The organism is Pseudomonadota bacterium, from assembly GCA_023229365.1.
Classification (GTDB): Bacteria; Myxococcota_A; Polyangia; order JAAYKL01; family JAAYKL01; genus JALNZK01.
Genome location: JALNZK010000024.1, coordinates 23,775 through 49,380, shown reverse-complemented (window position 1 = coordinate 49,380; position 25,606 = coordinate 23,775). Strand labels below are relative to the sequence as shown.

Annotated in this window: 18 protein-coding genes; 9 read left to right on the top strand and 9 right to left on the bottom strand. The window is 69.9% G+C overall.

The annotated features are described in order from the left end of the window. The first annotated feature begins 365 nt into the window (after positions 1-365). Positions 366-1,829, top strand: coding sequence for an AgmX/PglI C-terminal domain-containing protein (locus tag M0R80_12875; GenBank protein MCK9460524.1), 1,464 nt, complete (start codon positions 366-368; stop codon positions 1,827-1,829). On the opposite strand, the gene M0R80_12870 is transcribed toward M0R80_12875, so the two are convergent. Beyond that, positions 1,792-2,958 carry an archaemetzincin gene (locus M0R80_12870; protein MCK9460523.1) on the bottom strand — a complete coding sequence of 389 codons (1,167 nt, stop codon included), beginning with the start codon at positions 2,956-2,958 and terminating at the stop codon, positions 1,792-1,794. The genes M0R80_12875 and M0R80_12870 overlap by 38 nt on opposite strands. Before the next feature lie 206 nt (positions 2,959-3,164). Here M0R80_12870 and M0R80_12865 point away from each other — a divergent pair, with 206 nt between their 5' ends. After that, positions 3,165-4,748, top strand: a complete 1,584-nt coding sequence (locus tag M0R80_12865; protein MCK9460522.1) for a hypothetical protein — start codon at positions 3,165-3,167, stop codon at positions 4,746-4,748. 9 nt (positions 4,749-4,757) lie between these two features. On the opposite strand, the gene M0R80_12860 is transcribed toward M0R80_12865, so the two are convergent. From M0R80_12860 to M0R80_12835, 6 genes are all read right to left on the bottom strand, one after another. Further along, entirely contained in the window at positions 4,758-5,756 is a 999-nt protein-coding gene (locus M0R80_12860; protein ID MCK9460521.1) for a VWA domain-containing protein, read from the bottom strand. A 41-nt stretch (positions 5,757-5,797) separates the two neighbouring features. Next, positions 5,798-6,724: a CPBP family intramembrane metalloprotease gene (locus M0R80_12855; protein ID MCK9460520.1), complete on the bottom strand. Its 927-nt coding sequence runs from the start codon at positions 6,722-6,724 to the stop codon at positions 5,798-5,800. 3 nt (positions 6,725-6,727) lie between these two features. Then, complete coding sequence (gene gltX, locus M0R80_12850) at positions 6,728-8,113, bottom strand: glutamate--tRNA ligase (protein MCK9460519.1); 1,386 nt, start codon at positions 8,111-8,113, stop codon at positions 6,728-6,730. 98 nt (positions 8,114-8,211) lie between these two features. Continuing rightward, on the bottom strand, positions 8,212-10,356 hold the full coding sequence (locus M0R80_12845; protein MCK9460518.1) for an OmpA family protein: 2,145 nt from the start codon (positions 10,354-10,356) through the stop codon (positions 8,212-8,214). A gap of 154 nt (positions 10,357-10,510) precedes the next feature. Further along, positions 10,511-10,828 (bottom strand): hypothetical protein, encoded by a 318-nt coding sequence (locus M0R80_12840; protein ID MCK9460517.1) that lies wholly within the window; start codon positions 10,826-10,828, stop codon positions 10,511-10,513. 89 nt (positions 10,829-10,917) lie between these two features. Continuing rightward, a complete protein-coding gene (locus M0R80_12835) occupies positions 10,918-12,528 on the bottom strand; it encodes a hypothetical protein (protein ID MCK9460516.1) in 1,611 nt (536 codons plus the stop codon). A gap of 26 nt (positions 12,529-12,554) precedes the next feature. Here M0R80_12835 and M0R80_12830 point away from each other — a divergent pair, with 26 nt between their 5' ends. Genes M0R80_12830 through M0R80_12820 form a run of 3 tightly spaced genes read left to right on the top strand, consistent with a single transcriptional unit; the run spans position 12,555 to position 18,793 of the window. Continuing rightward, positions 12,555-14,927, top strand: coding sequence for a hypothetical protein (locus tag M0R80_12830; GenBank protein ID MCK9460515.1), 2,373 nt, complete (start codon positions 12,555-12,557; stop codon positions 14,925-14,927). Positions 14,928-14,942: 15 nt separating this feature from the next. Continuing rightward, complete coding sequence (locus M0R80_12825; protein ID MCK9460514.1) at positions 14,943-16,628, top strand: PAS domain S-box protein; 1,686 nt, start codon at positions 14,943-14,945, stop codon at positions 16,626-16,628. Further along, positions 16,625-18,793: a response regulator gene (locus M0R80_12820; GenBank protein MCK9460513.1), complete on the top strand. Its 2,169-nt coding sequence runs from the start codon at positions 16,625-16,627 to the stop codon at positions 18,791-18,793. The genes M0R80_12825 and M0R80_12820 overlap by 4 nt, the downstream gene beginning before the upstream one ends. Here the strand turns inward: M0R80_12820 and M0R80_12815 are convergent. Next, positions 18,739-20,043 carry a carboxypeptidase-like regulatory domain-containing protein gene (locus M0R80_12815; protein MCK9460512.1) on the bottom strand — a complete coding sequence of 435 codons (1,305 nt, stop codon included), beginning with the start codon at positions 20,041-20,043 and terminating at the stop codon, positions 18,739-18,741. The genes M0R80_12820 and M0R80_12815 overlap by 55 nt on opposite strands. Positions 20,044-20,158: 115 nt before the next feature. Between M0R80_12815 and M0R80_12810 the strand changes: the two genes are divergently transcribed. The 4 genes from M0R80_12810 to M0R80_12795 all read left to right on the top strand — a co-directional run bounded on the left by M0R80_12810 (position 20,159) and on the right by M0R80_12795 (position 23,115). After that, positions 20,159-20,389, top strand: a complete 231-nt coding sequence (locus M0R80_12810; protein ID MCK9460511.1) for a hypothetical protein — start codon at positions 20,159-20,161, stop codon at positions 20,387-20,389. A 56-nt stretch (positions 20,390-20,445) separates the two neighbouring features. Then, complete coding sequence (locus M0R80_12805; protein ID MCK9460510.1) at positions 20,446-20,610, top strand: hypothetical protein; 165 nt, start codon at positions 20,446-20,448, stop codon at positions 20,608-20,610. A gap of 71 nt (positions 20,611-20,681) precedes the next feature. Next, positions 20,682-22,130 (top strand): TolC family protein, encoded by a 1,449-nt coding sequence (locus M0R80_12800; protein MCK9460509.1) that lies wholly within the window; start codon positions 20,682-20,684, stop codon positions 22,128-22,130. A gap of 91 nt (positions 22,131-22,221) precedes the next feature. Next, complete coding sequence (locus M0R80_12795; GenBank protein ID MCK9460508.1) at positions 22,222-23,115, top strand: hypothetical protein; 894 nt, start codon at positions 22,222-22,224, stop codon at positions 23,113-23,115. On the opposite strand, the gene M0R80_12790 is transcribed toward M0R80_12795, so the two are convergent. Further along, positions 23,093-25,540 (bottom strand): hypothetical protein, encoded by a 2,448-nt coding sequence (locus tag M0R80_12790; GenBank protein MCK9460507.1) that lies wholly within the window; start codon positions 25,538-25,540, stop codon positions 23,093-23,095. The two genes, M0R80_12795 and M0R80_12790, sit on opposite strands and share 23 nt — an antisense overlap. Between the last annotated feature and the right edge of the window lie 66 nt (positions 25,541-25,606).

Genomic DNA, 25,606 nt, shown 5'->3' with positions numbered 1-25,606 from the left:
CACCCCCTCGCAGCCGGCCGTCGCGAGGACGAACGCGAGGACGGTCGCGAAGCGCACCCGATATCCGAAACCCGACATGAAACCCCCTTTGGTCGTGCGGCGCACGGCCGCTGTCCCCCAGTCTACAGGATCGCGGCGCCGCGTTGGGCCGATTCCTGCGCGAACCGCCGGATTTCGGGAACCCTTCCGGGCCTCGCGGTGTCTACACCGTCGCACGAGGTCGCCGCGAGAGCGGATCAGGGAAAAATGCGGGGGTCGGGTTGCGCGCCGGCGTCACGGCCGGGACGTCGGCGCGGGCGGAGGCCTCGGTGCGGGGATCGGAGCCGCGCGATCGCCTGGCGATCCGCACAGAACGAGGGTGCCACATGAACACGAATGCGAAGAGGATCAAGGTGATCACACGGCCGGAGCTCCGTGTGGACGCGGCCGCGCTGGAGGACGAGTCGCGGCGGGTGATCGAGCTCATCACGACGTGGCGCGGCACCGTCATCCGGGTCGACGTGCTGCGCGCCGACGGCAAGGCGCCCTCCCGCTTCCGCGTGGGAGAGGATCCGAAGTGCGATCTGCAGGTGCCCGCCGAGACGCTCGGCGGCCTCGCGGAGCTGCCGCTCGTCGCGGCGTTGCCCGGCGGCGGCGCGCAGCTCACGCTCCCGCCAGGGGCCGCCGGGGACGTCACCTCCGAGGGCGGCCGCCGCGCGTCGTTCGCGGAGCTCGCCGCGGCCGGGGAGAGCCACCCGAGCGAGGAGACGCCCGGATGCATGCGCGTCCTCGTTCCGGCCGGCGCGATCGCCGTCGCGGAGCTCGGCGGCTTCGGCTTCGTCGCCAAGTCCGTCCCCGCGCCGCGGCCGCTCACCGCGTCCTTCAAGCTCAGCCGAGACAACCACGTCTTCGGCGGCGCGTCGCTCGCGTTCCACTTCCTCGTCGTCGCCATCGCGTTCTTCGACGTGCCGGATCTGCTCGCCATGTCGCTCGACCTCGGCGACGGCATGGACAAGGGCGTCACGTACGTGCCGCTCGAGCAGCAGAAGAAGGAGGCGGCCGAGAAGGAGAAGGACGTCGGGAGCGAGGGGAAGCGCGCCAGGGACGAGGAGGGGCAGATGGGGAAGCGGGACGCCCGGGTGACGCACGCCAAGTACGCGATCAAGGGCCTGCGGGACAACCCGACCCCTCGGCTGCAGCGGGACATGGCGCGCGAGGCGGGCATCCTCAGCTACCTCACCGCCGCGAACGCGCCGGTGTCGCCGTTCGGCGCCGACTCGGCGTTCGGCCAGGATCCGGAGAACGCGCTCGGCGATCTCATGGGGAACAGGTTCGGCGACAGCTTCGGCTACGGTGGCCTCGGCGTCCACGGCACGGGACGCGGCGGCGGCGGCGACGGCACCGAAACGATCGGCGTTGGCGATCTCGACACGATCGGGCGCGACGGCCACGGCCCGAGCAAGAGGTACGGCGACATCGGCGATCCACGCGACGGCGTCCGCAAGCCCGGGAACCCGGTCAGGCCGATCAACACCGGGGCGGTGGTCAAGGGCTCCCTGTCCAAGGAGACGATCCGCCGAGTCGTCCACCGCCACCTGAACGAGGTGAAGTTCTGCTACGAGCGCGAGCTCGCGTCGCGCCCGGACGTCACCGGCCGCGTGTCGGTCCAGTTCGTCATCGACGGGATGGGCGCGGTGCAGACCGCGGTCGCGAAGGAGTCGACGCTGGGCAGCGCGGCGCTTGACGCGTGCATCGCCCTGGCCGTGCGCCGGTGGACGTTCCCGCAGCCGGACGGCGGGGGCGTCGTCATCGTCACCTACCCCTTCCAGCTCGAGACCCCGCAGGACTGACGCCTGCCGGCGCGCACACCGGGGAATCCACCACCCTCGTGACCCCCGCCACGAACGGCGGTTCGAGCCCCGGGACGCCGCGGACCGCGAAGAGCGCGCGCTCGTAGAACCACGCCTCCTCCCCCATCCCGAGCTCCCGGAAGAACCCGACGAGCCGCTCGTAGTGCCACAGCGGATCGACGCCCGTGGCCGCGAGCAGCTTCGCCTCGCACTCGGGGCAGAGCCAGAGCGGCCGGAGATCGACGCCGGCCATGTCCTCCGCGCCGCGCATGGCGCAGACGTACGCCGTGCAGTGCTCGATGGAGAGCACGTGGCCGATCTCGTGGACCGCCGTCTTGAACGTGCGGCGGACGTGCTCCTCCTGCGCTTCCGGATCGCGTCCCAGCTCGCCGTTGGGCGCGAGCGACCAGATCGCGACCCGCTCGGACGGCGACGTCCGGCCGTAGCTGAACGTCAGGTCATCGCCCTCCCACAACCCGTGCGCGGTGAGCCCGAGGACGACGACGGCGTCGCCCGCGATCCTCGGGGCGAGGAGCTTCTCGAGGACATAGGGGACCTTGAGCTGATCCGGTCCCCAGCTCTTGTCCGCGCGCCGCGCCTCCTTGGGCCACGCGGCGTCCACGGGCAGCGGCGCGAGCCGCGTGACGGGCAGGCCGAAGTACACGCCGAGCAGCTCCGCCGTGAGCGCCACGACCCGCTCCTCGGCGGGCGTGAATGCGCCGATCGGCTGGACGTAGATCGTGCGCCGCGCGCCGCGCGCCTCGGCCGGGGCGCTCGCCCGCCAGAGCTCGAACGTCTGCCCGAGATCGGCGTCCGCGACGAGCCGCTTTCCGGGCCTCGATACCTCCGGCGCCCTGTGCAGCGGCCGCAGCCGCTCGCGGACCGCCGCGTAGCCTCCGCTCCACGAGAGGCAGCGCGCGGGTGGGACGGCCGGCGGTCCGGGGGCGCGCCCCGGCAGCGCGGCGGCCTTCGGCGCCGGCACGGTCGAAGGCGCGGGCGCGGGCCGGTCGCCGATCTTCGAGAAGCCGTGGATGAGCGTGACCGCGAGGAAGACCAGCATGGCGATAGGCGCCATGGCGTACAGCAGGTGCATGCGGTTGACGGGCTGCCGGAGCTTCTCGTCCTTCATGGTGCTCGGGATCCTCTCTCGCGGGCGCCTCGGTTGCAAGGGCGTTGACACCGGCGAGGCGCGTTTGTGCCGCTGCATAAGAATTCAGCCGGACGGCGGGCTCCTCCGCGCGCCCTGGCCTGTTCGCGCTTTTGTTCTCCTGATCCGGCACCAAGTTCCCGCAGATCGGGTATGATCGCCTCGGCACATTCACCGAGGAGGTCAGGATGCGTCCCCGAATGCGGCTCTGGTCATTGGCGGTCCTCTCGCTCGCCGCGGCGCTCGCCGTCGGCGCGCTCGGCTGCGAGTCGGGTGGCCGCGCGGCCGCCGACGGCGACACGGACGGCGACACGGACACAGACACGGATTCCGACACCGACACCGACTCCGACACGGACACGGACTCCGACTCGGACGGCGACACGGATCCGTGCAACGACGTGGGCGACACGAACCTCGGCTGCTCGTTCTGGGCCGTGGACCTGCCCAACGTGACCGACGCGCCGCTCGCGGTCGTGCCGCAGGATCAGCAGTTCGCGGTCGTGGTGGCCAACGTCTCCAACGACGTGCCGGCGACGGTCTCGGTCTACTCCGGCTCGAGCGCCACGCCGCTCGCCACCCAGAGCGTGCCGACCAACGACATCGTCACGTTCGCGCTGCCGAACACGCAGAGCATCGTGCCCGCGGCGACGACGAGCGACGGGATCGCGTTCCGGATCGAGAGCGACATCCCGATCGCCGCGTACCAGTTCAACCCGCTCGACAACACCTCTCCCGTGTACTCGAACGACGCGTCGCTCCTGCTCCCGGAGCGCGTGCTCTCGCAGGACTACACGGCGATCACGGGCTCCGCGAACCTCGTAGCGGCCGACGCGTTCTCCGCGAACTCCGACAACACCGGCGGCTTCGTGGCGGTCGTCGCGACCGAGGACGCCACCACGGTGACGCTCTACCCGACGAACGCGCTCTACTCGGGCGCCTACCAGGACGTCGTCCTGAACCGCGGGCAGGTGCTCACCGCGATCGCCGGCGGGCTCGACGCGCTCGGCACCCTGCACGGGACGCGCGTCGCCGCGGACAAGAAGATCGCCGTGTTCTCGGGCAGCGTCGCGACCTCGGAGCCGTCCACGACGACCAAGTGCTGCGCGGATCACGTCGAGCACCAGATGCTGCCGCTCGAGTCGTGGGGCGCGGCGTACGCGGTCCCGCCAGCGGCGGACGCCAAGGGCAACGGCAACTGCCGCAGCGTCTACCGCCTGAGCGCCGGGTTCGACGGCACCGAGCTCGTCTACACCCCGTCGGCACCCGCCGGCGCGCCCGCGACGCTCGACGCGTACGAGACCGCCGAGATCGTGACCGACCTGCCGTTCGTCGTCTCGTCCTCGGATCCCGAGAAGACGTTCTCCGTGACCCAGTTCCTGCTCTCGAACCAGGAGTTCGGCGGGATCCTGACCTCGTACCCCGGCGACCCGTCGATGCTCGTGCTGCCCGCGGTCGATCAGCTCCAGACCGAGTACGTCTTCCTCGTGCCGGACGGCTACGAGACGAACTTCGTCACCGTCGTGCGCGGGAGCGCGGCTCCCGTGAACCTGGACGGCGCGCCCATCGGCGCGACCTTCTCGCCGCTCGGGACGTTCGACAGCGTCGAGTACCAGTACGTGCACGTCGAGCTCGCGCCGGGACGCCACGTCATCGAGTCCGAGGATCCGCTCTCGATCTCGGTCGCCGGGCACGACAACGACGTCAGCTTCGCCTACCCGGGCGGCGCCGGCGTGGCCGCGATCTCCGACGCCCCCGAGCCGCCGGAGTGAGCCTCTAACCTACCCGCCGATCGTCTCGCACCCGAAGGTCGCCCGGAGCTCGCCGATCGCGCCGTCCTTAAGCAGCTCGCAGGAGCCCTCGCAGAACTCGATCTGGGTGTGCGCCTCGCCGGCCCAGCGCCAGCCGAAGCCGGTCGAGCAGTCCTCGTCCATGGGGACGGGGAGGCCGTCGAAGTAGAAGTTGACGAGCCCCGGCTCGGCCGAGGCGGCCGGCCAGGCGATCGTGAAGAGGCAGCTGTCGACGGAGTCCGCGATCGCGCCGAGCGCGGCGTTGAGCGACGACTCGTCGCTCGCGTTGAGGTACGACGTGAACTCGGTGCCGCCGTTGGCCGCGATCGCTTCGAGCTGTCCGGAGTCGATGTTCACGTTGAACCCGACCACCGTGATCCGGACGCCCATCCCCACGAGGGCGCTCGTCAGCGCGGCGAAGTCCCCCGGCGTCGCGGTCGAGCAGGAGTCCTCGCCGTCCGCGATGAGGAGGAGGTGCTTGGCGTGCTCCGTCTCCATGCACCCGGGCGCGTAGCCCGGCTCGGTGAGCTCGGCCATCGCGTCGTAGAGCGGCGTGGAGACGAACGTGGACATGCCCGCGAGCGCGCCGTTGATGGCGGCCTCCGTGCCCGGGCCGCAGTCGACCGCTACCGGCGCCTCGACCGAGCACTCGCCGACCTGGGGGTCCGGCAGCGTGTCCAGGCCGAACTCGATGGAGCTTGAGGCGAACGTCGAGAGGAGATCCCCGATGGCGCTCCGCGCGATGTCCCAGTTGGTGCCCGCCATGGACGAGGAGTGATCCAGGAGGATCAGCACGCGCGCGGGGTCGTTGAGGACCGTGATGACCGTCTCTTCGCACTCGGTGTCGCTGTCGGAGTCCGAGTCCGAATCGGTGTCCGCGTCCGTCCCGTGGCCGTGATCGCCCCACGGAGCCATCATCCAGCAACCCTGGAGCGCGAGCAGGACGGGGACGCCGAACAGAACAATGAAGAAAGCCTCTATCTTTTTCATGAGGGCATTATCGCGCGCTTCCGGGGCCGGCGGCAGCGAAATCAGCGCCAGGGGATCCCGTGCGTCTGCAGGATCGCCGCGACGTCCATGGAGAGCGCGACGCTCACGTGGATGAGGAACCCGGCCCAGATCGACCGGGTCCGGAGCGCCAGCGTGCCGAGCACGACGCCAGCGATGATCGCCGCGAAGCACTCGAGCATCGGCTTGTCGAAGTGGATCATCACGTACGGGATCACCATCGCGAAGACCGACGACGAGCCCATGATGCGGCGCAGCGGCTGGATCATGAAGCCGCGGAAGAAGTACTCGAGCGACAGGAACTGGGCGAAGTAGAACGCCTCCCACACGCCGAAGTCGAAGAGCGAGCGGTGCGCCTCCCCGTAGAACGGGTAGTAGGTCGAGAACTCGTCCGTGAAGGAGACGACGACGACGGCGATCAGCACCGGCGCGAACAGCACGCCGTACAGCCAGACGTGCTTCGAGAAGCCGCGGGCGCTGAGCCCGGTGTCCGCGAACCTGAGGCGCGGGTGGACGGCGACCGCGATCGCCGGGATGACGAGGAAGCCGATGACGCGCCATGCCGCCCAGTACAGGAGGTTCCACAGCTCCCAGCGCTCGCTCGTGGCGAGCGCGAGCACCGCCGAGCCGCCGCCGTCCGGCTTGAAGATCGCCGCCGCGATCGCGTAGGGGACGGGATGGAGGATGGGGCTCGTCGGGTCGTCGACGAAGGCCAGGATCGCGTAGAACGCGTCCGGATCGCCGAAGTACCACTGCACGGTGAGCGATATCGTCACGACGGCGAAGATGTAGAAGACGAGGAGCGCGTCCTTGGTGTACAGCGCGGCGCCCTCGCCGGAACGGTAGGCGGCAGCTTCGCCGTCGAGCTCGCGCCATGGATCGAGCAGGAGCCAGCGGGCGAGCCAAAGGAGGAACCGGACGGGCAGAAGCGGGAGCTCCCGGAGCCGCAAGGCCTACCCCCTCGCCGCTGCGCGCCGCAGCCTCGCGAGCGACGACTCGCGGCCGAGCACGACCATCGTCTCGTAGAGCCCGGGGCCGGTCGCCTCGCCGGTGAGCGCGACCCGCGTCGGCTGCGCGACGTCCTTGAGCTTGAGCCCCTGCGCCTCGCAGAACGCCTTGACCGCCGCCTCGAGCGCGGCCTCGGTCCACTCGGGGATCGCGCCGAGCGCGTCCGCCATCGCGGCGAGCCGTCCGCGCGCCGCCACGTCGAGGAACTTCGCCGCCGCGTCCTCTGTGTACGCGAGCGCGCCGTCGGGCGCGAAGTAGAAGCGGATCTTCTCCGCGAGCTCGACGAGCGTCTTCGAGCGCGCGGCGACCGTGCGGCACGCCCCGACGAGCTTCGGATCCGCCGCGTCGACGGAGATCCCGCGGGCCGCGAGGAACGGCGGGGCGAGCGCGGCGAGCCGCTCGGGCAGCGTGCGCTGGATGTGCTGCTGGTTCGTCCACTCCATCTTCTCGAGGTTCAAGGCGCCCTCGGATCTGTTGACGTCCGCGAGGTCGAACTTCTCGACGAGCTCCGCCGCCGTGAACAGCTCCTGGTCGCCGCACGACCAGCCGAGCCGCGCGATGTAGTTGTTCACCGCCTCGGGGACGTAGCCCTGCGCGCGGTACGCCTCGATGCCGGCCGAGCGGAGCCGCTTCGAGAGGCCGAGGATGAGCGGCAGGTGCGCGAAGCGCGGCTCGGGCAGGCCGAGGCCGCGGTAGATGTGGATCTGCTTCGGCGTGTTCGTGAGGTGATCCTTGCCGCGCACGACGTGCGTGATCCCCATCGCCGCGTCGTCGATGACCACCACGAAGTTGTAGAGCGGCGATCCGTCCGCCCGCGCGATGACGAGATCCTCGATCTCGGCGTTCGGCGTGACCACCCTGCCCTGCACGATGTCGTCGACGACCGTCTCGCCCGTCTTGGGCATGCGGAAGCGCCAGACGAACGGCGCGCCCGGCCGCTCGGGGAGCCCGTCGCAGCGGCCGTCGTAGATGAACGTCCTGCCGGCGGCGAGCGCCTTCTCGCGCATCGCCTCGCGCTCCTCGGGCGTGCAGTAGCACTTGTAGACCTTGCCCGCGTCGATCAGCTGCCGCAGCGCCTCCTTGTGCTGATCGAGGCGGCGCGACTGGATGACCGGCTCCTCGTCCCAGCTCATGCCGAGCCAGCGCAGGGCGTCGAGGATCGCGCGCGTCGACTCGTCGGTCGAGCGCTCGTGGTCGGTGTCCTCGATGCGCAGGAGGAACTTCCCGCCCGTGTGGCGGGCGTACAGCCAGTTGAAGAGCGCCGTCCGGGCGCCGCCCAGGTGGAGGACGCCGGTCGGCGACGGTGCGAAGCGGAGTCGGATCTCTGACATCTCGTTACCCTCGTGCTCGTTCCAGAACCGCTCGGCTGAGGTAACAGAAAGCGGCGCCTCGCCGCAACTGTTCTCGGAGGTGGGGAACGCCCGAGGCGCTACTCGGTCTTGTCGAGGATGACGAACTCCACGCGGCGGTTCTTCGCGCGGCCGCCGGCCGTGATATTTGGCGCGAGCGGCTTGTCCGGACCGAACCCCTTCGCGGTCAGCCGGCTCGATTCGACGCCCGCGTCGACGAGGTACCGGCGCACCGAGCCCGCGCGGCGCTCGCTCAGGTCGAGGTTGTAGTCGCGCTTGCCCCGGTCGTCCGTGTGCCCCTGGATCTCGACCTGCTTGAGCTCCGCGTGCTCGACTATCACCGCCGCGATCTCGTCGCACAGGTTGAACGACACGGGGTCGATCTCGTCGGAGTTCGTCTTGAACTGGATCTTCTTCTTGATCTGGATCGCCTTCGCCCGGACCACGACCGACGAGGTCTTCGGCTTCTCCCGCAGCACGATCTGGATCTGCGTCTTCGCCCCCGCCTTGACGTCGGTGCGGATCCGCTTCGCGAGGTAGCCCTCGGCGTTCACGACGAGCATGTAGTCGCCGTCGTCCGCCTCGAGCTCGAAGGAGCCGTCCGGCCCGCTGACGACGTTCGTGGCGGTCGGCCCCTCGACCCGGATCTCGATCCCGCTCAGCGGCTTGTCCTCCTCGCCGAGCACCTGCCCGGAGATCGTCCCCCTCTTGATCTCCTCCACGAGCCCGAGCTGCTGCTCGAGCTCGCCGGTCTCGGGGATCTCGACCTCGAAGCTCCTGCTCACGAAGCCCTCCGCCTCGACGTGCAGGGACGCGGTGCCGACGGGCAGCGGGTACGACGTGAACCGGCCGTCGCGCCCCGCGACCTGCGGGTTGAGCTCCTGGCCGACGTACGTCACCCTCGCCTCCGGGATCGGCCGATCGACGAAGCCCTCCACGTGCACCAGGCCGAGGATCTGCGCCGGCGGCGGCGGCGGCGGCGGCGGCGGAGGGGGCGGGGGCGGCGGCGGCGGCGGCGGCGGCGGCTCCCGGAACGGGTCGATGTTGTAGCTCAGCCCGAAGATGAGGCGGTACGGCGCCTCCGCGGCGAGCTCGTGGACGCTCGGCGCGTAGCCCGAGAGGCCGATGTCGACGCCGATGTCGATCGCGAGATCCTCGATGGGCGGCAGCACGCGCGCCCCGACGGTCATCACCTGGCGGAAGCCGCGCGCCCCCTCCTCTGCCATGCAGCGATCGTAGCTGCCCGGAGCGTCGCGCGGGCAGACGAAGTCCTGGCGGTTCACAGGGATCTCCATCCGGTACTCGAGCATCGGGGAGATGTACGGAAACAGCACGTCGAGGCCGACCCCCCACCGGAGCTGGTCATTCCTGTTGATGCCGAGCGCGGTCCGCTCGATGGGCGACAGGCACCCCTCGTAGTTCGCGCCGCCCTGCCCGTCCGAGCCGCAGCCGCCGTACTTCTTCTCGAGGTCGTCGACGAGGTTCGCGGAGTTGTCGAAGTAGTAGCCGAACAGGAGGTGCGCACGCAGCGGGAGCTTCCTGTTGAGCTGCGCGAAGTCGAACGTCGACAGCGCGTCGAGCCCGACCGAGGTGCCGGAGAAGTCGGCCGCGACGTCGCCCACGGAGTTCATCAAGACGGCGCTCACGTCGAGGCCGAGCGTGAACCACTGCGCGAACGTGTGCGATCCCTTGAGGCCGAGCGTCATGTCGCCGAGCGACTGGAACAAAGTCGGGGTCTCCTTGTCGTTGCTGTTCGCTGCGGCCGCGATGTTCCAGTGCAGCTCGAGGAAGTCGACGAACGAGATCCGCAGGTTCAGCCCGCCCCACATCCCGACGTTCTCGTCGTTGTGAATGAGATAGTTCGTGTACTTGAACCAAGTCATGTGCGCGCCGATGCCGAACGTCCCGCCCGGTCCGGTGCCCGCCTCGGCCATGTGGAGGAGGCCGGTCGTGCCGATGAGGTTCGAGTGGTGCCTGCGCGCGCCCCACTCCCAGGGCTTCAGCTTCGCGCGGTCGTCGTCCTCCTCCGCAGCTCCCCAGTCCATGATCTCGTCGCCGCCCGCGCCGAGCTCCGCGTCGGCGACCGCCTCGTCGTCGCTCGTGACGACCCCCGCGGACTCGACGTCGTAATCGACCACCGCATCGTCCTGGCCGAACGCTGCCAACGGGACCAGCGACAGGAACACGGCGCAGACCGTCCTCACAAGACGCGAGAAATTCATCATCTCCTCCATGAAGCACGACGGAATCGATTTCGGAACCGGGGTGATAGTACCATAATTTCCACAGCTCGAAGCAAGCGGTGGTTGCCGGAAGGCTCACGAAACCTTCTCGATGGGGGAGCGAGCGCGCGGGGAGGGCGGGCGATGGAAGTATCGACTACTTGATCTGTATAGTAATCGTCTTCGCCCCGCTCACGACACCGCTCCACGCGGCGGTCTTTCCGTTCTGGTCCTTGGCGACGACGGTCCACGTCTTGCCCGTGATCACCTTCTTGATCACGCACTTCCCTGCCGCGGTCGTGCAAGGCGTCGCCGCGAGCGTCCCCGACTTGGCGACGACCGACGCGCCCGTCAGGGGCATGCCCACGGCGTTCTTGACGTTCACGGTGATGGTCGTCTCGGCCGCCGCCGCGGCCGTCGCGATCGCCAGCAACGCGAGCACCACGACTACGGCTACGATGCGCTTCGTCTTCATGGTTTCACCCTCCTTCTCTCGGCCAGTGGAATAATCTGTCTCTATGGACTCGGGTATCGGCCCGATATTCAAGTAATTTGTCTGCCGCCTCAGCCCTCGGTCTCCTCGCCTTCGTCCTCGACGGTCAGCTCGTCTTCTTCGGCCTCCTCGGCCTCCTCCATCTCCTCGATCTTCTCCTGCGCCTTCTTCACGACGGTCTTCGACCCCTTGACCGCGGCCGAGGTGACCCCGGCGATGAACACGTACATCGCCCGCTCGGACACCGCCGCCGGCTGCCAGGGAAGCGTCTCGTGGAGGTTCTGCACGGACGCGTACCCCTTCCCGAGGCTTCCGGTCACGCCGACCGAGATATCGTACCCCTTGTACCTGAAGCCGAGCGCGAGCGCGGCGCCGTAGCGGTTCACCCGCGTCTGCTGCGGGCGATCCCCGGCGACGACCGGCGGCGCGGACGAGAGGTCCGTGAACACGCCGTTGCGGATCGTCCACATCTTGTCGATGATCAGCTCCCACCCGAGGTTGAAGTTCACCACCGCGCGCCGCTCGATGCTCTTGAGGATTCCGGGATCGAACCAGTACGGGCTGGCGGTCTCGTCCACGACCGGGGCGGTGGGGTCGTCGCACGCCTCGGCCCCCTCGGGGCAACGGCGATCCATGACCGGATCGCCGCCGATGCGGCGGTAGGTCACCGGCAGGTACAGGGACACGTCGAAGTCCACGGCGAACATGTTGCGCCACAGGTACGCCGCGCCGAGGCGAAACGACATCGGCTCCTGGAGCTTGACCTTCAGTTTGTAGGAGTCGCTGAAGTACACGATCCGATCGGTCGCCGTGCCGTCGGCCCACGCCTCGCCGTAGGTCTGGGACAGCTCGCCCTTCGTCGTGAACAGCTTCAGGTCCGGGATCAGGATCGACGGCGCGGACACCGTCAGGCCGAACCGCCAGTTCGGGTGCGGCTCCCACAGCGCGCCGACCCGGAACAGGAGCGCGACCGTGTTGATCGAGAGGTCCGACTCGGTGAACTGCATGAAGCCGCAGTCGAGGAGCGTGCACTCCTCGATGGCGCCGTAGCGCGTCTGGGTCATGCTCCTCTCGAAGGAGGTCGTCTGCAGGAACGCGGACACGCCGAGCCCGAGCTCGTCGACGGCGCGGAAGGCGTACGAGAGGCCCATCCAGACCTGCGTGAACGACTCGGACAGGGCGTACGTCTCCTTGTCCTGTACGCCCTCGTCTCCGCGCCACCTCCCCCGCAGCGTGAACTTGTCCTGGTTCGGCACGAGGATCGCGACGCCGATCGCGTGGCGCTGCGACTTGCTCTCCTTGAGCCGCGGGCCGAACTTGGTCGAGAGCGCAAGCGTCGACGGCAGGGTGAGGTCGTTCTTCTGCGAGAGGGTCACCGCGTCGGACGCGCCGCCGCCGTACCAGCTGGACGCCGGGACGAAGCCGTCCTTCACCTCCCGAGAGTCCAGGCTGTAGAGGCACTTGCTCGCCGAGACCATCGTCGACGTTGTGAAGACCATCGCCGCGGGGTTGTAGAGGTTGGCCATCGGGTCGTTCACGGCCGCGGTCTGTGCGCCGGCCATCCCGAGCGCGCGCTCGCCGATGACGTAGCGCTGGTAGTTCGTGGGGTCCGCGGCGGCCTCGCCCACGGCGAGCGCTGCGGCGAGGACCGCTAAAGGCGCGCACACCCATGCCATTCTCATGACGTCGAGTGTATAGTGAACGCGCCATGCTCGCAACGAGACTCCGCGCGCGAATCACCGCGTGGCCTGCCCTCGCTTTCTGGCTCGCCGCGAGCGCGGTCCTCGGCGCCGTCGCGTGCTTCGTGCCGCTGCTCGAGACGCTCGGCTACGAGCTCTCCCTCGCGACGGCCCTCCTCGCGTCCCTCGGCGCCGGGCACGTGGCGACCACGGTCGCGCCGCGCATCCGCGGCGGGAAGGCGCCCCCCCTCGAGCCGGGGCCCGCGATCCCGGCGCTCTACGGCAGGGCGCTCGCGGCGGGGATGTCCCTGCTCGCGGCTCCCCTCGCGCTCTCGCTGCTCAACGCGGCGCGCGTGCCGCCGTGCAACCTCGCCGAGGGTGCGCTCTTCTTCGTGCTGCTCCCGGTGATCTCGGTCGCCGCGGCCGCCGCCTGCGGGCTCGCCATAGGGGCGTCCTTCCGGCGTGCCCGGAGCGCCGCGGCGGCCTGGTTCTGCGTGTGGCTCGCGAGCCTCCTCGCCGCCGGCATCGAGTTCTACGCGACCCCCGCCGTGTTCCTGTACGGGCCGTTCTTCGGCTGGTTTCCCGGCGTGCTGTACGACACGCTGCTGGAGGTGCGGCGCGGCCTCGTGACCTACCGCGTCGTCACCCTGCTGGACGTCGCGGCGATCCTCGCCATCTCCGCCGCGGCGCTCGACAGGGGGGCCCTGCTCCTCAAGCCGACGCTCGTCGGGAGCGGGCGCAAGGCGGCGATCGCGGCTGCGGCGCTCCTCCTCGCGGCGATCGGGGCCCACCTCGCGGGTCCGCCGCTCGGGCACGCGGCGCGCCGCTGTGATCTCGAGCGGGAGCTCCCGACGCGCGTCTCGAGGGACGGGCTCGATCTCTATTTCCCCGACGGGATCGACCCCGAGATCGCCCGGGAGAGCTCGGACGACGCGGCGTTCTCGCTCGCGGAGGTCGAAGCGTTCTTCGAGACCGGCGAGCGCCGGCGGATCTCGGTCTTCTTCTTCGCGACCGCCGCGGACAAGGGGCGCGCGATGGGGGCCGCGCGGACGAACGTGACGAAGCCCTGGCGCGGCGAGGTGTACGTCGTCGTGGACGAGGTCCCGCACGAGGTGCTCCGCCACGAGCTGGCACACGCCGTCGCCGCCTCGTTCGGCCGCGGCCCGTTCGCGCTCGCCGGCGACGCCTTCGGGATCGTGCCGAGCCCCGGGCTCGTCGAGGGCTACGCCGTCGCCGCGGAGGGGCCGCGGGGGGAGCTGACGACCCACCAGTGGGCCGCCGCGATGAGGCGCCTCGATCTCCTGCCGCCGCTCGCGCGCACCATGGGGCTCGACTTCTTCGACCTCGCGGCGTCCACCGCGTACACCGCCGCCGGCTCCTTCGTGCGCTGGCTCCGCGCGGAGCACGGCGCGGCCGCCCTGCGGAGGATCTACGGCGGCGCGGCCTTCGAGGCGGCGACCGGGCACGATCTCGGCGCGCTGGAGCGGCGCTGGCATGCGTTCCTCGACACGGTCGACCTCGAGCCTCGGGATCTCGCGGCCGCACGGATGCGGTTCGACAGGCCATCGGTGATCGGGTCGACGTGCGTACACGAAGTCGCGCGCCTGAACGCGGCGGCCGCCGAGCTCGCCTCCGAGGGCCGCTTGGACCGCGCGATCGAGACGCTCGAGACGGCGCTCCTGAGATCCGGGGACTCCACCCTGGCGCGCCTCGATCTGTTCGCCGCGCTCGCGGCGTCGCGCAGGAGGGGCGCCGTCGTCGCCATGGGCCGGGAGCTCCTCTCCTCCGGGCAGCTCGGGTCCGCGCAGCGCGACAGGATCGCCGAGGTGCTCGTGGACCTGGACGCCGAGGGCGGGCGCTGCCCCGCCGCCGCCGAGCGGTACGCGGCGCTCGTGCCGGGCGCGCCGTCGGACGACCTCCGCAGGCGCCTGCAGGTCAAGGCGCACCTGTGCCGGATGGACGCCGGCGGCGCGGTCGCGCCCATCCTGGACGCGCTCGCCGCCGAGCCCGCGGCGCACGGCAGCCCGGACGCGCTGGCTGCGCTGCGCATCGGTGAGCTCGCCGCGGGCGCCGGGGATCCCTGGCTCGACCACCTCGCCGCGCGCCAGCACGCGAGGCTCCGCGACAGGGAGGGCACCATCGAGTGGCTCGACGCCGCCGAGCGCCACGGCCTCGCCGCCACTTCGAAGGAGGTCGTCTTCGCGGCTGGCACGCTGCGCGGCCGCGCGCTCTTCCATCTCGGCCGCCTCGAGGAGGCCCGCGCCGTCTTCGCCGCGCTCTCGGCGGACGCCGCCCTGCGCGAGGGCCAGCGGGCGCACGCGGCGGACTGGACGGCGCGCTGCGGGTTCGCGTCGCGAACGCGCGCACCCGTGTCGCTGGACGACCCGGCGAACTCAAACTAGACTTCCCTCGCGTTCATGAGCACGACCCCGCACCACGCGGCGGCGCGCCGCACGGAGCCCCGCGCCAACACGCCCACGCTCGAGGGGGAGCGGCAGGCCTCCCGCGTCCGGCTCGCCATGGGGGCCGTCGGCTCCGCGCTCGTCTTCGCCGCCATCGTCGCGAACCCGGGCGACACCGCCGCCGGCCTGGGCCCGATGGCCGTCGTGATCGCTTGGTTGTCGATCAGCGCGCTTACGCTGCACCTCGTCCACGTCGGGGCGTACAAGCCGTGGCTGTCCTACCTGTCCGGCGGCGCGGACGTCGCGCTCTCCTGTGCCATGCCCTTCACTCTCATGGCGTCGCTGAATCACAACTTCACGAGCGGCGTCCTCGCGGCGCTGTTCTTCCTGGACATCACGCTCGCCGCGCTTCGCCGCGGGCCGGCGCTCGTCGTGGTCGTCGCAATCGCCTCGGCGCTCGCCTACGTCCTCATCACCGGACTCCTGTTCGCGGGTTCGGTCCCGAGCGGCACTCACTACTTGGTCGTCGACGGCAGCGTCGTCACGGGGATCAACTTTACCGATCAGATGGCCAGGGCGATCAGCATGGTCGTCGTCGGGTGGCTCGTCGCGTACGTCGCGCGCAGCCTGCGCAACTCGGAGCGCCACTACCACGAGCTGTTCGAGGCGATCCCGGACGGCATCGTCATCACGCGCCCGAACGGAACGATCGCCACGGTCAACCGCACGTTCGCCGCCATGTCGGGCGCCGCCCCGTCGTCGCTGGTCGGCACGAAGCTGGACGCGCTCCTGGAGTCGATCCCCGGCGCCGGCGAGCGCCGGTCGACGTCGCTCGTCGAGCCGCGCCTCGCGCTGCGGCGGGCGGGCGGCAGCTCGTCGCCGGTCCGGATCGCGTCCACGCCGATCGCGCTCGCCGAAGGCACGGGCACGGTGCTGAGCGTCCGGGACGTCGCAGAACACTCGCGACTCGAACGGGAGCTCGCGCGGAATCGGAGCATCGACACGATCGGCCGCCTGGCCGGAGGGCTCGCTCACGACTTCAACAACATCCTCGGCGGCATCCTCGGCGCGGCGTCCATCGCGACGCGCGTCTCCGAACGCCTGGCGCCCCCGCACCGCGAGAAGCTCGTGAAGCACTTCCAGGCGATCGAGAACGGGGGGCGGGACGCCCGCGAGGTGGTCAGGAAGCTGCTCGACTTCACGCGGACCTCCGCCGCCGAGCCGCGGAGGCTGTCGCTCGCGCGCGTGCTCTCCGACGTGGCGACCCTCTGCCGAAAGACCTTCGGCGACACGATCGAGCTGCGGCTCGACTGCGCGGCCGAGGGCGAGCCGACCGTCTGGGGCGACGAGAGCGCCCTCAAGCAGGCGCTGCTGAGCGTCTGCCTCAACGCCGGCGACTCGACCCCCCTGGGCGGCCGCATCGCGCTGGGCTTAGAGGACGCCCCGACGACCCGGTCGTTCTACGCGAGCCACCCCGACGCGACGCCGGGGCGCAGCTACCTGTGCGCGACGGTCGCGGACGACTGCTCGATTGGCGATCCCGCCACCGCCGCCGTCCATGAGCTCGCGCGCCGGCACGACGGTTTCGTCGAGGTGAGCGCGAAAGGAGGAGAAGGCGTCCTCTTCCGGCTCTACCTGCCGCGGTCCGACGCCGCAGAGGTCGCGCCTGCCGCGCGGGCGGCGGAGGAGAGAGCATCTTGAGCGTCCACCCGAAACGCAGGTCCTGGTTCAAGCAGGCGTCGACCGACGCGCCCCTCAAGGACGGCGAGCGCCTCGTGTCCCTGGTGCGGCTGGTCATCGCCAGCATCTCGCTGCCGATCGTCCTGACCTACTTCGGCACGACGTCCGAGGCCGTGTGGACGCCGCTGTTTCTCAGCGGGACGGGCATCATCACCTGGGCCGCGATGAGCGCCGTGTACCTCCTCGTCATCTCGAAGGGCTGGTACCGCCCCTGGCTCTCGTTCTTCTCGACCGCGGTCGACATCCTGTTCGTGACGCTCATGCAGATCGCGTTCATCGCGGTGCTGCCCTTGAACTTCGTCAACGGCCCGATCACGACCCTCTACTTCGTCATGCTCGGCCTCGCGGCGCTCAGGAAGAGCCGGAAGCTCGTGCTGTTCGCCGGCATCGGATCCGCGGCGGTCCACCTCGCCCTGTCCGCCGTCTGCTTCCGCCTCTACCTCCCGAGCGGCTACCTGCTCGCCTTCCTCGGGAGCACCCCCATCGAGATCACGTTCATCGACGAGATCGCGATCGCGCTGTGCCTCGCGGTCGTGGGCTGGATCATCGGCCACGTGACGCGCGAGCTGCGCGTCTCCGAGCGCCACTACCACGATCTCTTCGAGCACGTCCCGGACGGTATCGTGATCGTCTCGAGGAACACGACGATCCTGGCCGTCAACAAGCGGTTCGTCGAGATGGCCGGGGATCCCCAGCTGCCAGTCGTCGGCCGCAAGGTCGCCGACTTCCTGCGCGTCGACGCGCAGACGCAGCGCCCGTCCCACGCGCCGGGCGACATGCTCGACAGCCCGACGTCGCTGCTCCGCGCCGACGGCAGCGCCACCCCGGTGCGGACCGTCGCGGCGCCGGTCGAGTACCAGGGCACGGAGGCGTTCGCGATGAGCGTGCGGGACGTGGCGGAACAGGTCCACCTCGAGCGGCAGCTCGCCCAGTCGCAGAAGATGGAGACCATCGGGCGCCTCGCGGGCGGCCTGGCCCACGACTTCAACAACATCCTCGGCAGCATCATCGGATCGACCTCGCTGGCGGAGCGCCTCATCACGAAGCTCGATCCCGGGGCGACCCGGGAGAAGCTCGCGCAACAGCTGGCCGTCGTCCAGGAGTGCGGCGAGAACGCCCGCATGGTCGTCAAGCGTCTGCTCACGTTCTCGCGGACATCGATCGTCGAGACGGCGCCGCTCGACCTGAACACGCTCGCCCGGGACGTCGCGAACCTCTGCCGCAACACCTTCGGCGCGGGGGTCGAGATCTCGGTCATCGAGACCGACGCGCCGCTCATCGTCCGAGGCGACGCCACGTCGCTGACCCAGGCACTGCTCAACCTGTGCATCAACGCCCGGGACGCGATGTCGTCGCGCGGGGCCCTGATCATCCGCGTCCGCGACGCCGAACCGGCCGAGGTGGCGCTCGAGCGCCAGCCGAGCGTCGAACACGAAGAGGACTACTGCTGCATCGAGGTCGAGGACGACGGCATCGGCATGGACGAGGCGGTGCTCGAGAAGATCTTCGATCCGTTCTTCACGACGAAGCCGCCCGGCGAGGGGACCGGGCTCGGCCTCTCGATGGTCTACAACATCGCGCGCCAGCACGGCGGCTTCGTCACGGTGAAGTCGGAGGTCGGGCGCGGCTCGCTGTTCAAGATGTTCCTCACGCGGGCGCGCGCCAGCCTCCTCCCGGCGGAGCCCGAGGATCCGCACCTGCCCCGCGGCAAAGGCCGCGTGCTCGTCGTCGACGACGACGAGATGCTGCGCACCACCATCCACGACATGCTCACGGAGCTCGGCTACGAGGTCACGTGCTGCCCGGACGGCGCGACCGCCCTCGCGCGGCTGGCGGAGCCGGAGGCCCGCTTCGATCTCGTGCTGCTCGACGTCGTCATGCCCGAGATGGACGGCGTGCGGACGCTCGAGCTGATGCGGGAGCGCGGCGTCCGAGTCCCGGTCGTCATCACGTCGGGCTACATGGACGGGACGAGCGCGGTGAGCCTGGACAGGCACGGCGTCGCGGGCTACCTCCGCAAACCGTTCACGTTCTTGTCGCTCGCGCAGACGGTCCGCGCGACGCTCGGCGCCTACTCCGGCTCCTCGTACTCGCCCTCGCAGACCCCGACCTCGAGGATGACGTAGAGGAGGACGTACTCCTGCGGCGAGATCGCCGTCCCCGAGTCGTGGGAGGTCTCGTACACGGAGTAGAACACCTTCCCGCAGTCCCAGTTGTACGTGACGATGAGCGGCGATCCGGGGTACGAGCCGTTGTCGACGATCCACTGCTTGGGCTTGACCCAGAAGCCGTCGTCCTCGAGCCCGTGCCCGTCGTCGACGTCGTTCAAGCCGTCGATCTTCACGTAGCCGTTGTTGAACGGCACGCTCGACGCATCGCTCACGGACACGATCTCGAGCCACGCCGCCATCTCCGGATCGAGCGTCTCGCCGGTGGTGGAGTACGCGGAGCTCGTGATGCGGCCGATGTCGAACTGATCCGGGGAGTCGTCGCCGTAGTAGTCGATGTAGCCCGGGAACGGGGCGACGTTCCACAGCGCGGTGCAGCACGAGCTGTACATCTTGCCGCCGGCGTTGACGTACGCCTGCAGCATCGTCGCGTGGTTGTTGACGAAGGCGACGCCGTTGTACGAGGACGTGCACGGGAAGAACACCATGTGGTAGTGGTCCAGCGTGCCCTGATCCGCGAACAGCGCGGACGACCACGCGTAGGTCCCCGTCGACTCGTCGTCGTTGAAGATGTCGAACTGCTCCGTGCCGTACAGGAGGTTCCCCGAGCCGTCGAGCTCGCCGAGGCCCAGCTTCGCGAGCAGGTTGTGCTGCTGATCCCAGGTGTTGAGCAGCACCGCGTAGTTCGGGATGACGTCGAGGCCCTCCCCTCCGTCCGCGGACGGGAGCGTCGTCGTCTCCGCCGGGATGTCGGTCACGGTGTCGGCGACGATCTCGATCTCGCGCTGGCGCTGGAAGAACCCCTTGCGCGTGACGAGGTTGCGCGTGCCGGCGGGCGCGCCCGTGATGGACCAGCTCCCGTCTGCGCCGGACAGGGTCCACTTCTTGCCCGTCATGTCGTCGCACTCGTAGCAGTACGCGTTGTCCTCGATCGGCACCGCGTCGCCGCTCGTGACGTACACGAGCGCCCCGGACACGGGGAAGTCGCCGTTCGGCGCGAGCACCACGCCCTGGATCGTCCCGTAGCTGCCCGGGTCGGTGTCGGCGTCGGTGTCCGCGTCGGTGTCGCTGTCGCTGTCGCTGTCACTGTCGGTGTCGCCGTCCGTGTCGGCGTCCGATCCCTCCCGGGCTTCACCCGCGCCCTCGCACCCGGCGCAGGCGAACGCGGTCGCCGCAATCACGAGACAGATTCGCAATACGATCTCCATGCCGTACCTCCCCTGCACGATCCCCAGTGGGCTTCTATTGTATCACCGGACGGACGATTCGGTGGTAATCTCCGACGCATCCCGCTCGGATTGGCCCTTGCCCGGAAGGAAATCGATGCGGCTCACGACGACGGCATTCCTCGGTTTCGCGGCGCTCGTGCCCGCGGCCGACCCCGACACGCAGGCGCTCGCCATCGCGCAGCTCGACTTCGCGCTCCTGCGGGGCATGGCGATCCTCGAACGGCAGAAGCTCGTCGAGCTCGGCTGCGCGACTCTGGACTACCGGGACGCCGCCATGGAGGGTGGTGCCGATCTCGTCGACGTCGACTGGGCCACCACGGCCTGACGATCTCCGATCTCTCGGATCCGCGGATCCCCGCGGGCGGGACGCCCGGCTTCGCCGTGCTCGACCTGCGCGCGAGCTACCGGCTGCGGGATCTGCTGCTCGTGTCGCTGGCGTTCGAGAACGCGTTCGACGCGGCGTACAGGTGCCACGGGTCGTCGGTCAACGGGCCGGGGCGCGGGATCGCGCTGCTCGTGGATCTGGGGCCGATCTGGCGCCTGTGATCCGACGGCCGCTTTCGCGGATGGAAAACCGCCGCGAGTCGAGGTAGGGTGTGGGCGTCTTGGAGGACGACATGACACGCACCCGTGCCCGAACCGCTTCCGCCATCCTCTTCGCCGTGCTCCTCGCGTTCGGCGCGCGCGCCGGGGCTCAGGACGGCGACGCCACGGTGCCGGCGCCCCCGCAGGCGCCAGCCCCCTTGATCATCGACATGCCGCCGACGACGCCGGGGCCGGAGATGACGCTCGACGAGGCGCTGCGGCTCGCCGACAAGCGCAACCTCACGATCGAGGCGGCGCGCCTGGAGGTCGAGAAGGCCGAGGCGCAGCTCAAGCAGGCGTACGCGCTCGTGCTGCCGGGCCTGCAGGCCAAGCTGACGCTGATGCACCGCGATCACGAGGACAGCTTCAACTTCGCCGACAGCCTGCCGCCGGATCTCTTGGCCATGATGGGCGCCACCGACATGCAGGACACCGTGATCTCGCCGCAGCAGAGCCTCTCGGGGGTGCTCGAGGCGGGCATGGCGCTCATCAACGCGCAGTCGTGGTTCACGATCGGCGCGGCGAAGAAGGGCGTCGAGGCGGCCCGGCTCGCGATCGAGGACGGCCGGCAGCTGCTGCTGCTCGGCGTGTCCCAGGCGTTCTACGTCGCGATGATGACCCGGTCGTTGATCGGCCTCTACGAGGAGCAGATCCGCTCGTCGCAGCACCACCTCGACGTCGCGCGGGCGCGCTACGAGGCGGGAACCGGGCTCCGGATCGACGTCATCCGCGCCGAGACCGAGCTCGAGTCGGCGCGCCAGGATCTCCTGATGGCGCACTACTCGTTCGACAACGCGCGGGACACGATCGCGCAGCTCACGGGCTGCGAGGATCTGCCGCTGCCGGTCGAGGCGGGGCTCGCGCCCGCGCCCGAGGGAGACGACGCGAAGCTCGTGGAGCGGGCGTCCGCCGCTCGAACCGATCTCGCGGCGAAGCGGGCGATTATCGGCGCCATGGAGAAGCAGCTCGACGCGTCGTGGATGCAGTTCCTGCCGACCCTGGACGTGGGGTGGCAGCTCCAGTACCAGTTCACGAAGCCGGGCGACATGGGATCCGACGACCGCTCCCGCTGGGCGCTGGTCTTCACGCTGAGCCTGCCGATCTACAACCACTTCCGGTACGGGGATCTCGACTACAAGCGCGCGACCCTGAAGCAGGCGATGATCGAGGAGGAGGACAAGGCGAGGCAGCTGGGCACCGAGCTCCGCACGGCGCGCCGCGAGTACCTTTCCGCGCTGTCGGCCAACGCGATCGCGGAGCGGCAGGTCGCGCTCGCCCGCGAGGCCCTCACGCTCATCGAGGCGTCCTACGAGGCGGGCACCGGCACCTCGCTCGTCGTCACCGACGCCCGGCGCACGCTGTCGGCGACGAACGTGAACCTCATCACGACGCGGCTCAAGGCCCAGATCGCGTTGCTCGCCCTTCTGCGCGCCGCCGGCCGGGACATGAAGTCGATCACCGCGCCGCCCGCATCCGAGTAGGATGAATGGACGGATCGTTTCCATGTGGCCGCTCGCACCGTTTTTAGGCATGATTGTCGAAGGAAACCAACGAACGAAGACGGGGGTACTCATGACGCGATACATTGAGACCTTGGCACAGCACGGGTTCGGCGTTCTCGTAATCCTCGGCGCATTCGTCGCGGCGACCGCGCTCTCATCGTGCGGGGACAGCGTGCCGGTGTTCGGGGGAACCGACACGGACACGGACACGGATTCCGACTCCGATACCGACTCCGACACCGACTCCGACACCGATTCCGATACCGACTCCGACACCGACTCCGACACCGACTCCGACACCGATTCCGACACCGACACCGACACCGATTCCGATACCGACACCGATACCGACACCGATACCGACACCGACACCGACTCCGACACCGACTCCGACACCGACACCGACACCGACACGGATACCGACGTGGACTACTACCTAGTCGCCACCGAGCGTTGCTGGTACTGCGACGACTACGCCGGGCACGAAGTGTTGGTCGGCCCCACGGGCTCCACGACCCCGGAGGACAGCTCGTCTTGGACCGTGGTGGCGGACGCCACCGACATGGACATCTCGGGAGAGACCGACTCCACCTGGTTCCAGGGGTACCCCGTCCCCCTGACCGGTCTCGGAGCCGGCGACATGTTCCGGGTCGCGTTCCGCTACACCGGCCAGAACGCGGACAAGTGGTACCTCGAGGACCTGTGCATCACGACCGACGCGACCGCGTCGGAGCCGGTCTGCGTGTGGAGCTACGGGTTCGACAACTGCACGAGCCTCGGCACCCTGGCGGGGACCGGTTGGACACAGGTCGACGGCGCGGCCGACGAGTCCTCCGAGACCTGGCGCACTTCAGTCGACACCTACGTCTCGTCCCCGACGTCCGCGACCATCGACTACGACAACGCGAACTTCGTCGACAACTACCTCGTCTCGGCCAACATCACGATCCCGTCCGTGGACTGACCCCCGCCCCCTGCGGACCCTGCCAGCGCGCGAGCGGCAGGTAGCCCACGACGGCGACGACGTACAGCGCCATGGCGATCGCGAACACGCCGCCGAATCCCAGCGCGATCCCGAGGAAGAACGTGCACAGCGAGCCTATCACCGAGGCGAACCCGTTGATCGCGATCGCCCACGGCACGAGCCGCGAGGAGGTCACTCCCGCGACGCGCAGGCCGGTCGGGAAGAACCAGCCCATGAAGAAGCCGACCGGCGCTATCAGGATCGCGGCGACGACGCACCGTCCGGGGATCGGCAGGGAGAACAGGACGTCGAACGCCGACGCGGCCCCGAGCCTGTAGCCCAACCCCGCCGCGACGAGCCCGGCGAGCGCGACGAGGAGCCGCCGCGGTGCCGGCCAGGACAGGCCGTCGACGAAGCGGCTCCCGAGCCCCGACGACACCATGATCGACGACATCACGACCGCGACCGAGGCGCCCGGCGTGCCGACGAACACCATCGCCTGGTGGATCAGGCCGACCTCGAGGAGCATGAACCCGGCGCCGAGCCCGAAGAAATAGACGCTCGTGGCGACGAGCGCCCGGCGCCTCCCTGCGGCGGCCCGGACGAGCGGGAACACGGGGATCAGGATCAGGACGAGCGCGGCCGCGGCGACGATGATCGAGGACGCGACGAGCAGCTTGAGGGCGGGGTGCGCCACCCCCTCGTGGCGCATCGAGGACAGCCAGGCGCCCATCATGTAGTATGGCTGATCGTCCGTCGGCACGATGAACGTCGAGCCGAGCTTCGACGCCGCGACCTCGTCCTCCCTGCCCTCGGCGGCCGCGTCGAAGAAGAACCTGTAGCGCGGCGCGTCGATCGCCCCGCGCGGTTGCAGGAGTTGCAGAGGATCGCCGAGCCGGAGGCCGACCAGGTCGTAGTGCGGGATGCTGAGCGCGGCGTTCCCCGAGCGCGCCTCGAAGCGCCGCAGCGCCGCGACGTCGCCCGCCGTGAAGGGCGTCCGCTTCACGAGCACGCCGGAGAGCCGGTTCTGCCGGAACGCGGCGACGCACGACTCCGGCCGTTCGATCCCGGCGAGCCGGAGCGCCTCGATCGCGATGTGCGAGAGGTTCATCGCCTCGTCGCCGAAGCGGACGACCGACAGGTAGCCGCCCGGCCGCAGGAGGCCGACGAAGTCCCGGAACGCCTCGACCGTGTAGAGGTAGTCCTCGACGGTGACCATCGACCCCGACGCGTGGGAGGTCACCGTGTCCACGCCGCTCATCTGCACGAGATCGAACCTATCGCCCGTGCTCTTGGCGAAGCTGCGCCCGTCCGCGTGCACGAGCCTCACCGCCGGGTTCTTCGGCCAGCCCGCGAAGTCGGCGTACTTCCCGTTCACGGCGCGCACCGTGCTCAGCGAGATCTCGACTCCCGTCACCGAGCGGGCGCCTGCGTGGAGCGCCGCCTCGACGTCCGTGCCGCCGCCCACGCCGATGACGAGCACGTCCGGGCGCTCGAGCAGCTGATAGGCGATGCCGTAGATGCTGTCGCCGAACAGCGCCTGCCCGAACCGAGCCCCGCCCGCCGGCTCCCCGAGCAGGAGCGTCATGGCGCCGCCGTCGACCGTGATCACCCGGAACTCGATCTCCTCGGGCACCTGGATCGTCCTGCGCTCGTGCCGCAGCACCTCGAGCCGGCCGACCGGGTCCCACTCGTCGAGCTCCCGGATCGGCGCGCCGTAGCCCTGCTTCCGCTCCCAGCGCTCGAACTGCGCGTTGTAGCCCGTGACGTCGGGCGAGAGCGGGAAGATCGACGCGGCGAGCGGCACGGCGGCGCCGAATACGACCGCGAGGATCACCGAGGCGATCCGCCACGAACGCCTCGAGCCCGGGGCGAGCAGCCAGCCCGAGAGCGCGGCGACCGCGGCGAAGACGAGCATCAGCGCCGTCCCGCCCAGCGGGCGAAGCAGGAGGATCATCCCGACCGCGCCGACCGCCGAGCCGAGGAGGTTCCAGAAGTAGATCTTCCCGATGTGCCGCACGTGCAGATGGAGCACCGTCGCGACGGCGAGCCCGGCGAGGCAGTACGGCACGATCGCGGGCAGCATCACCGCAGCGGTCCAGCCGACGTCGACGGAGAACGTCGCAGGCTCGATGATCCGCGTCGAGACGCGCGCGAACCACAGGTTCACGGCGACGATCGACAGCCCGAAGCCGGCCGCCAGCCGCAGGAGCAGGTCGTCCCCGCCGCGTTCGGCGAGCGCGGGCCTGAGGGCGAGCAGCGTCGCGCCGATCCCGAACCCGAGCATGGCGATGGCGATCGCGGTGAACGCGATGACGGGGTGCAGCGTATAGGCGAAGACGCGGATCTGCGTCAGCTCGTAGCCGAGGATCGACGCGGAGAAGAGGGCGACGCCGAGGGCGACGGTCCGCGCGTTCGTCTTCATCGGAGCGTGCTACCAGAAATCGGGGCCGATGGATACCCGGGGGCCGGAATTTGGACCTCGCGGCCA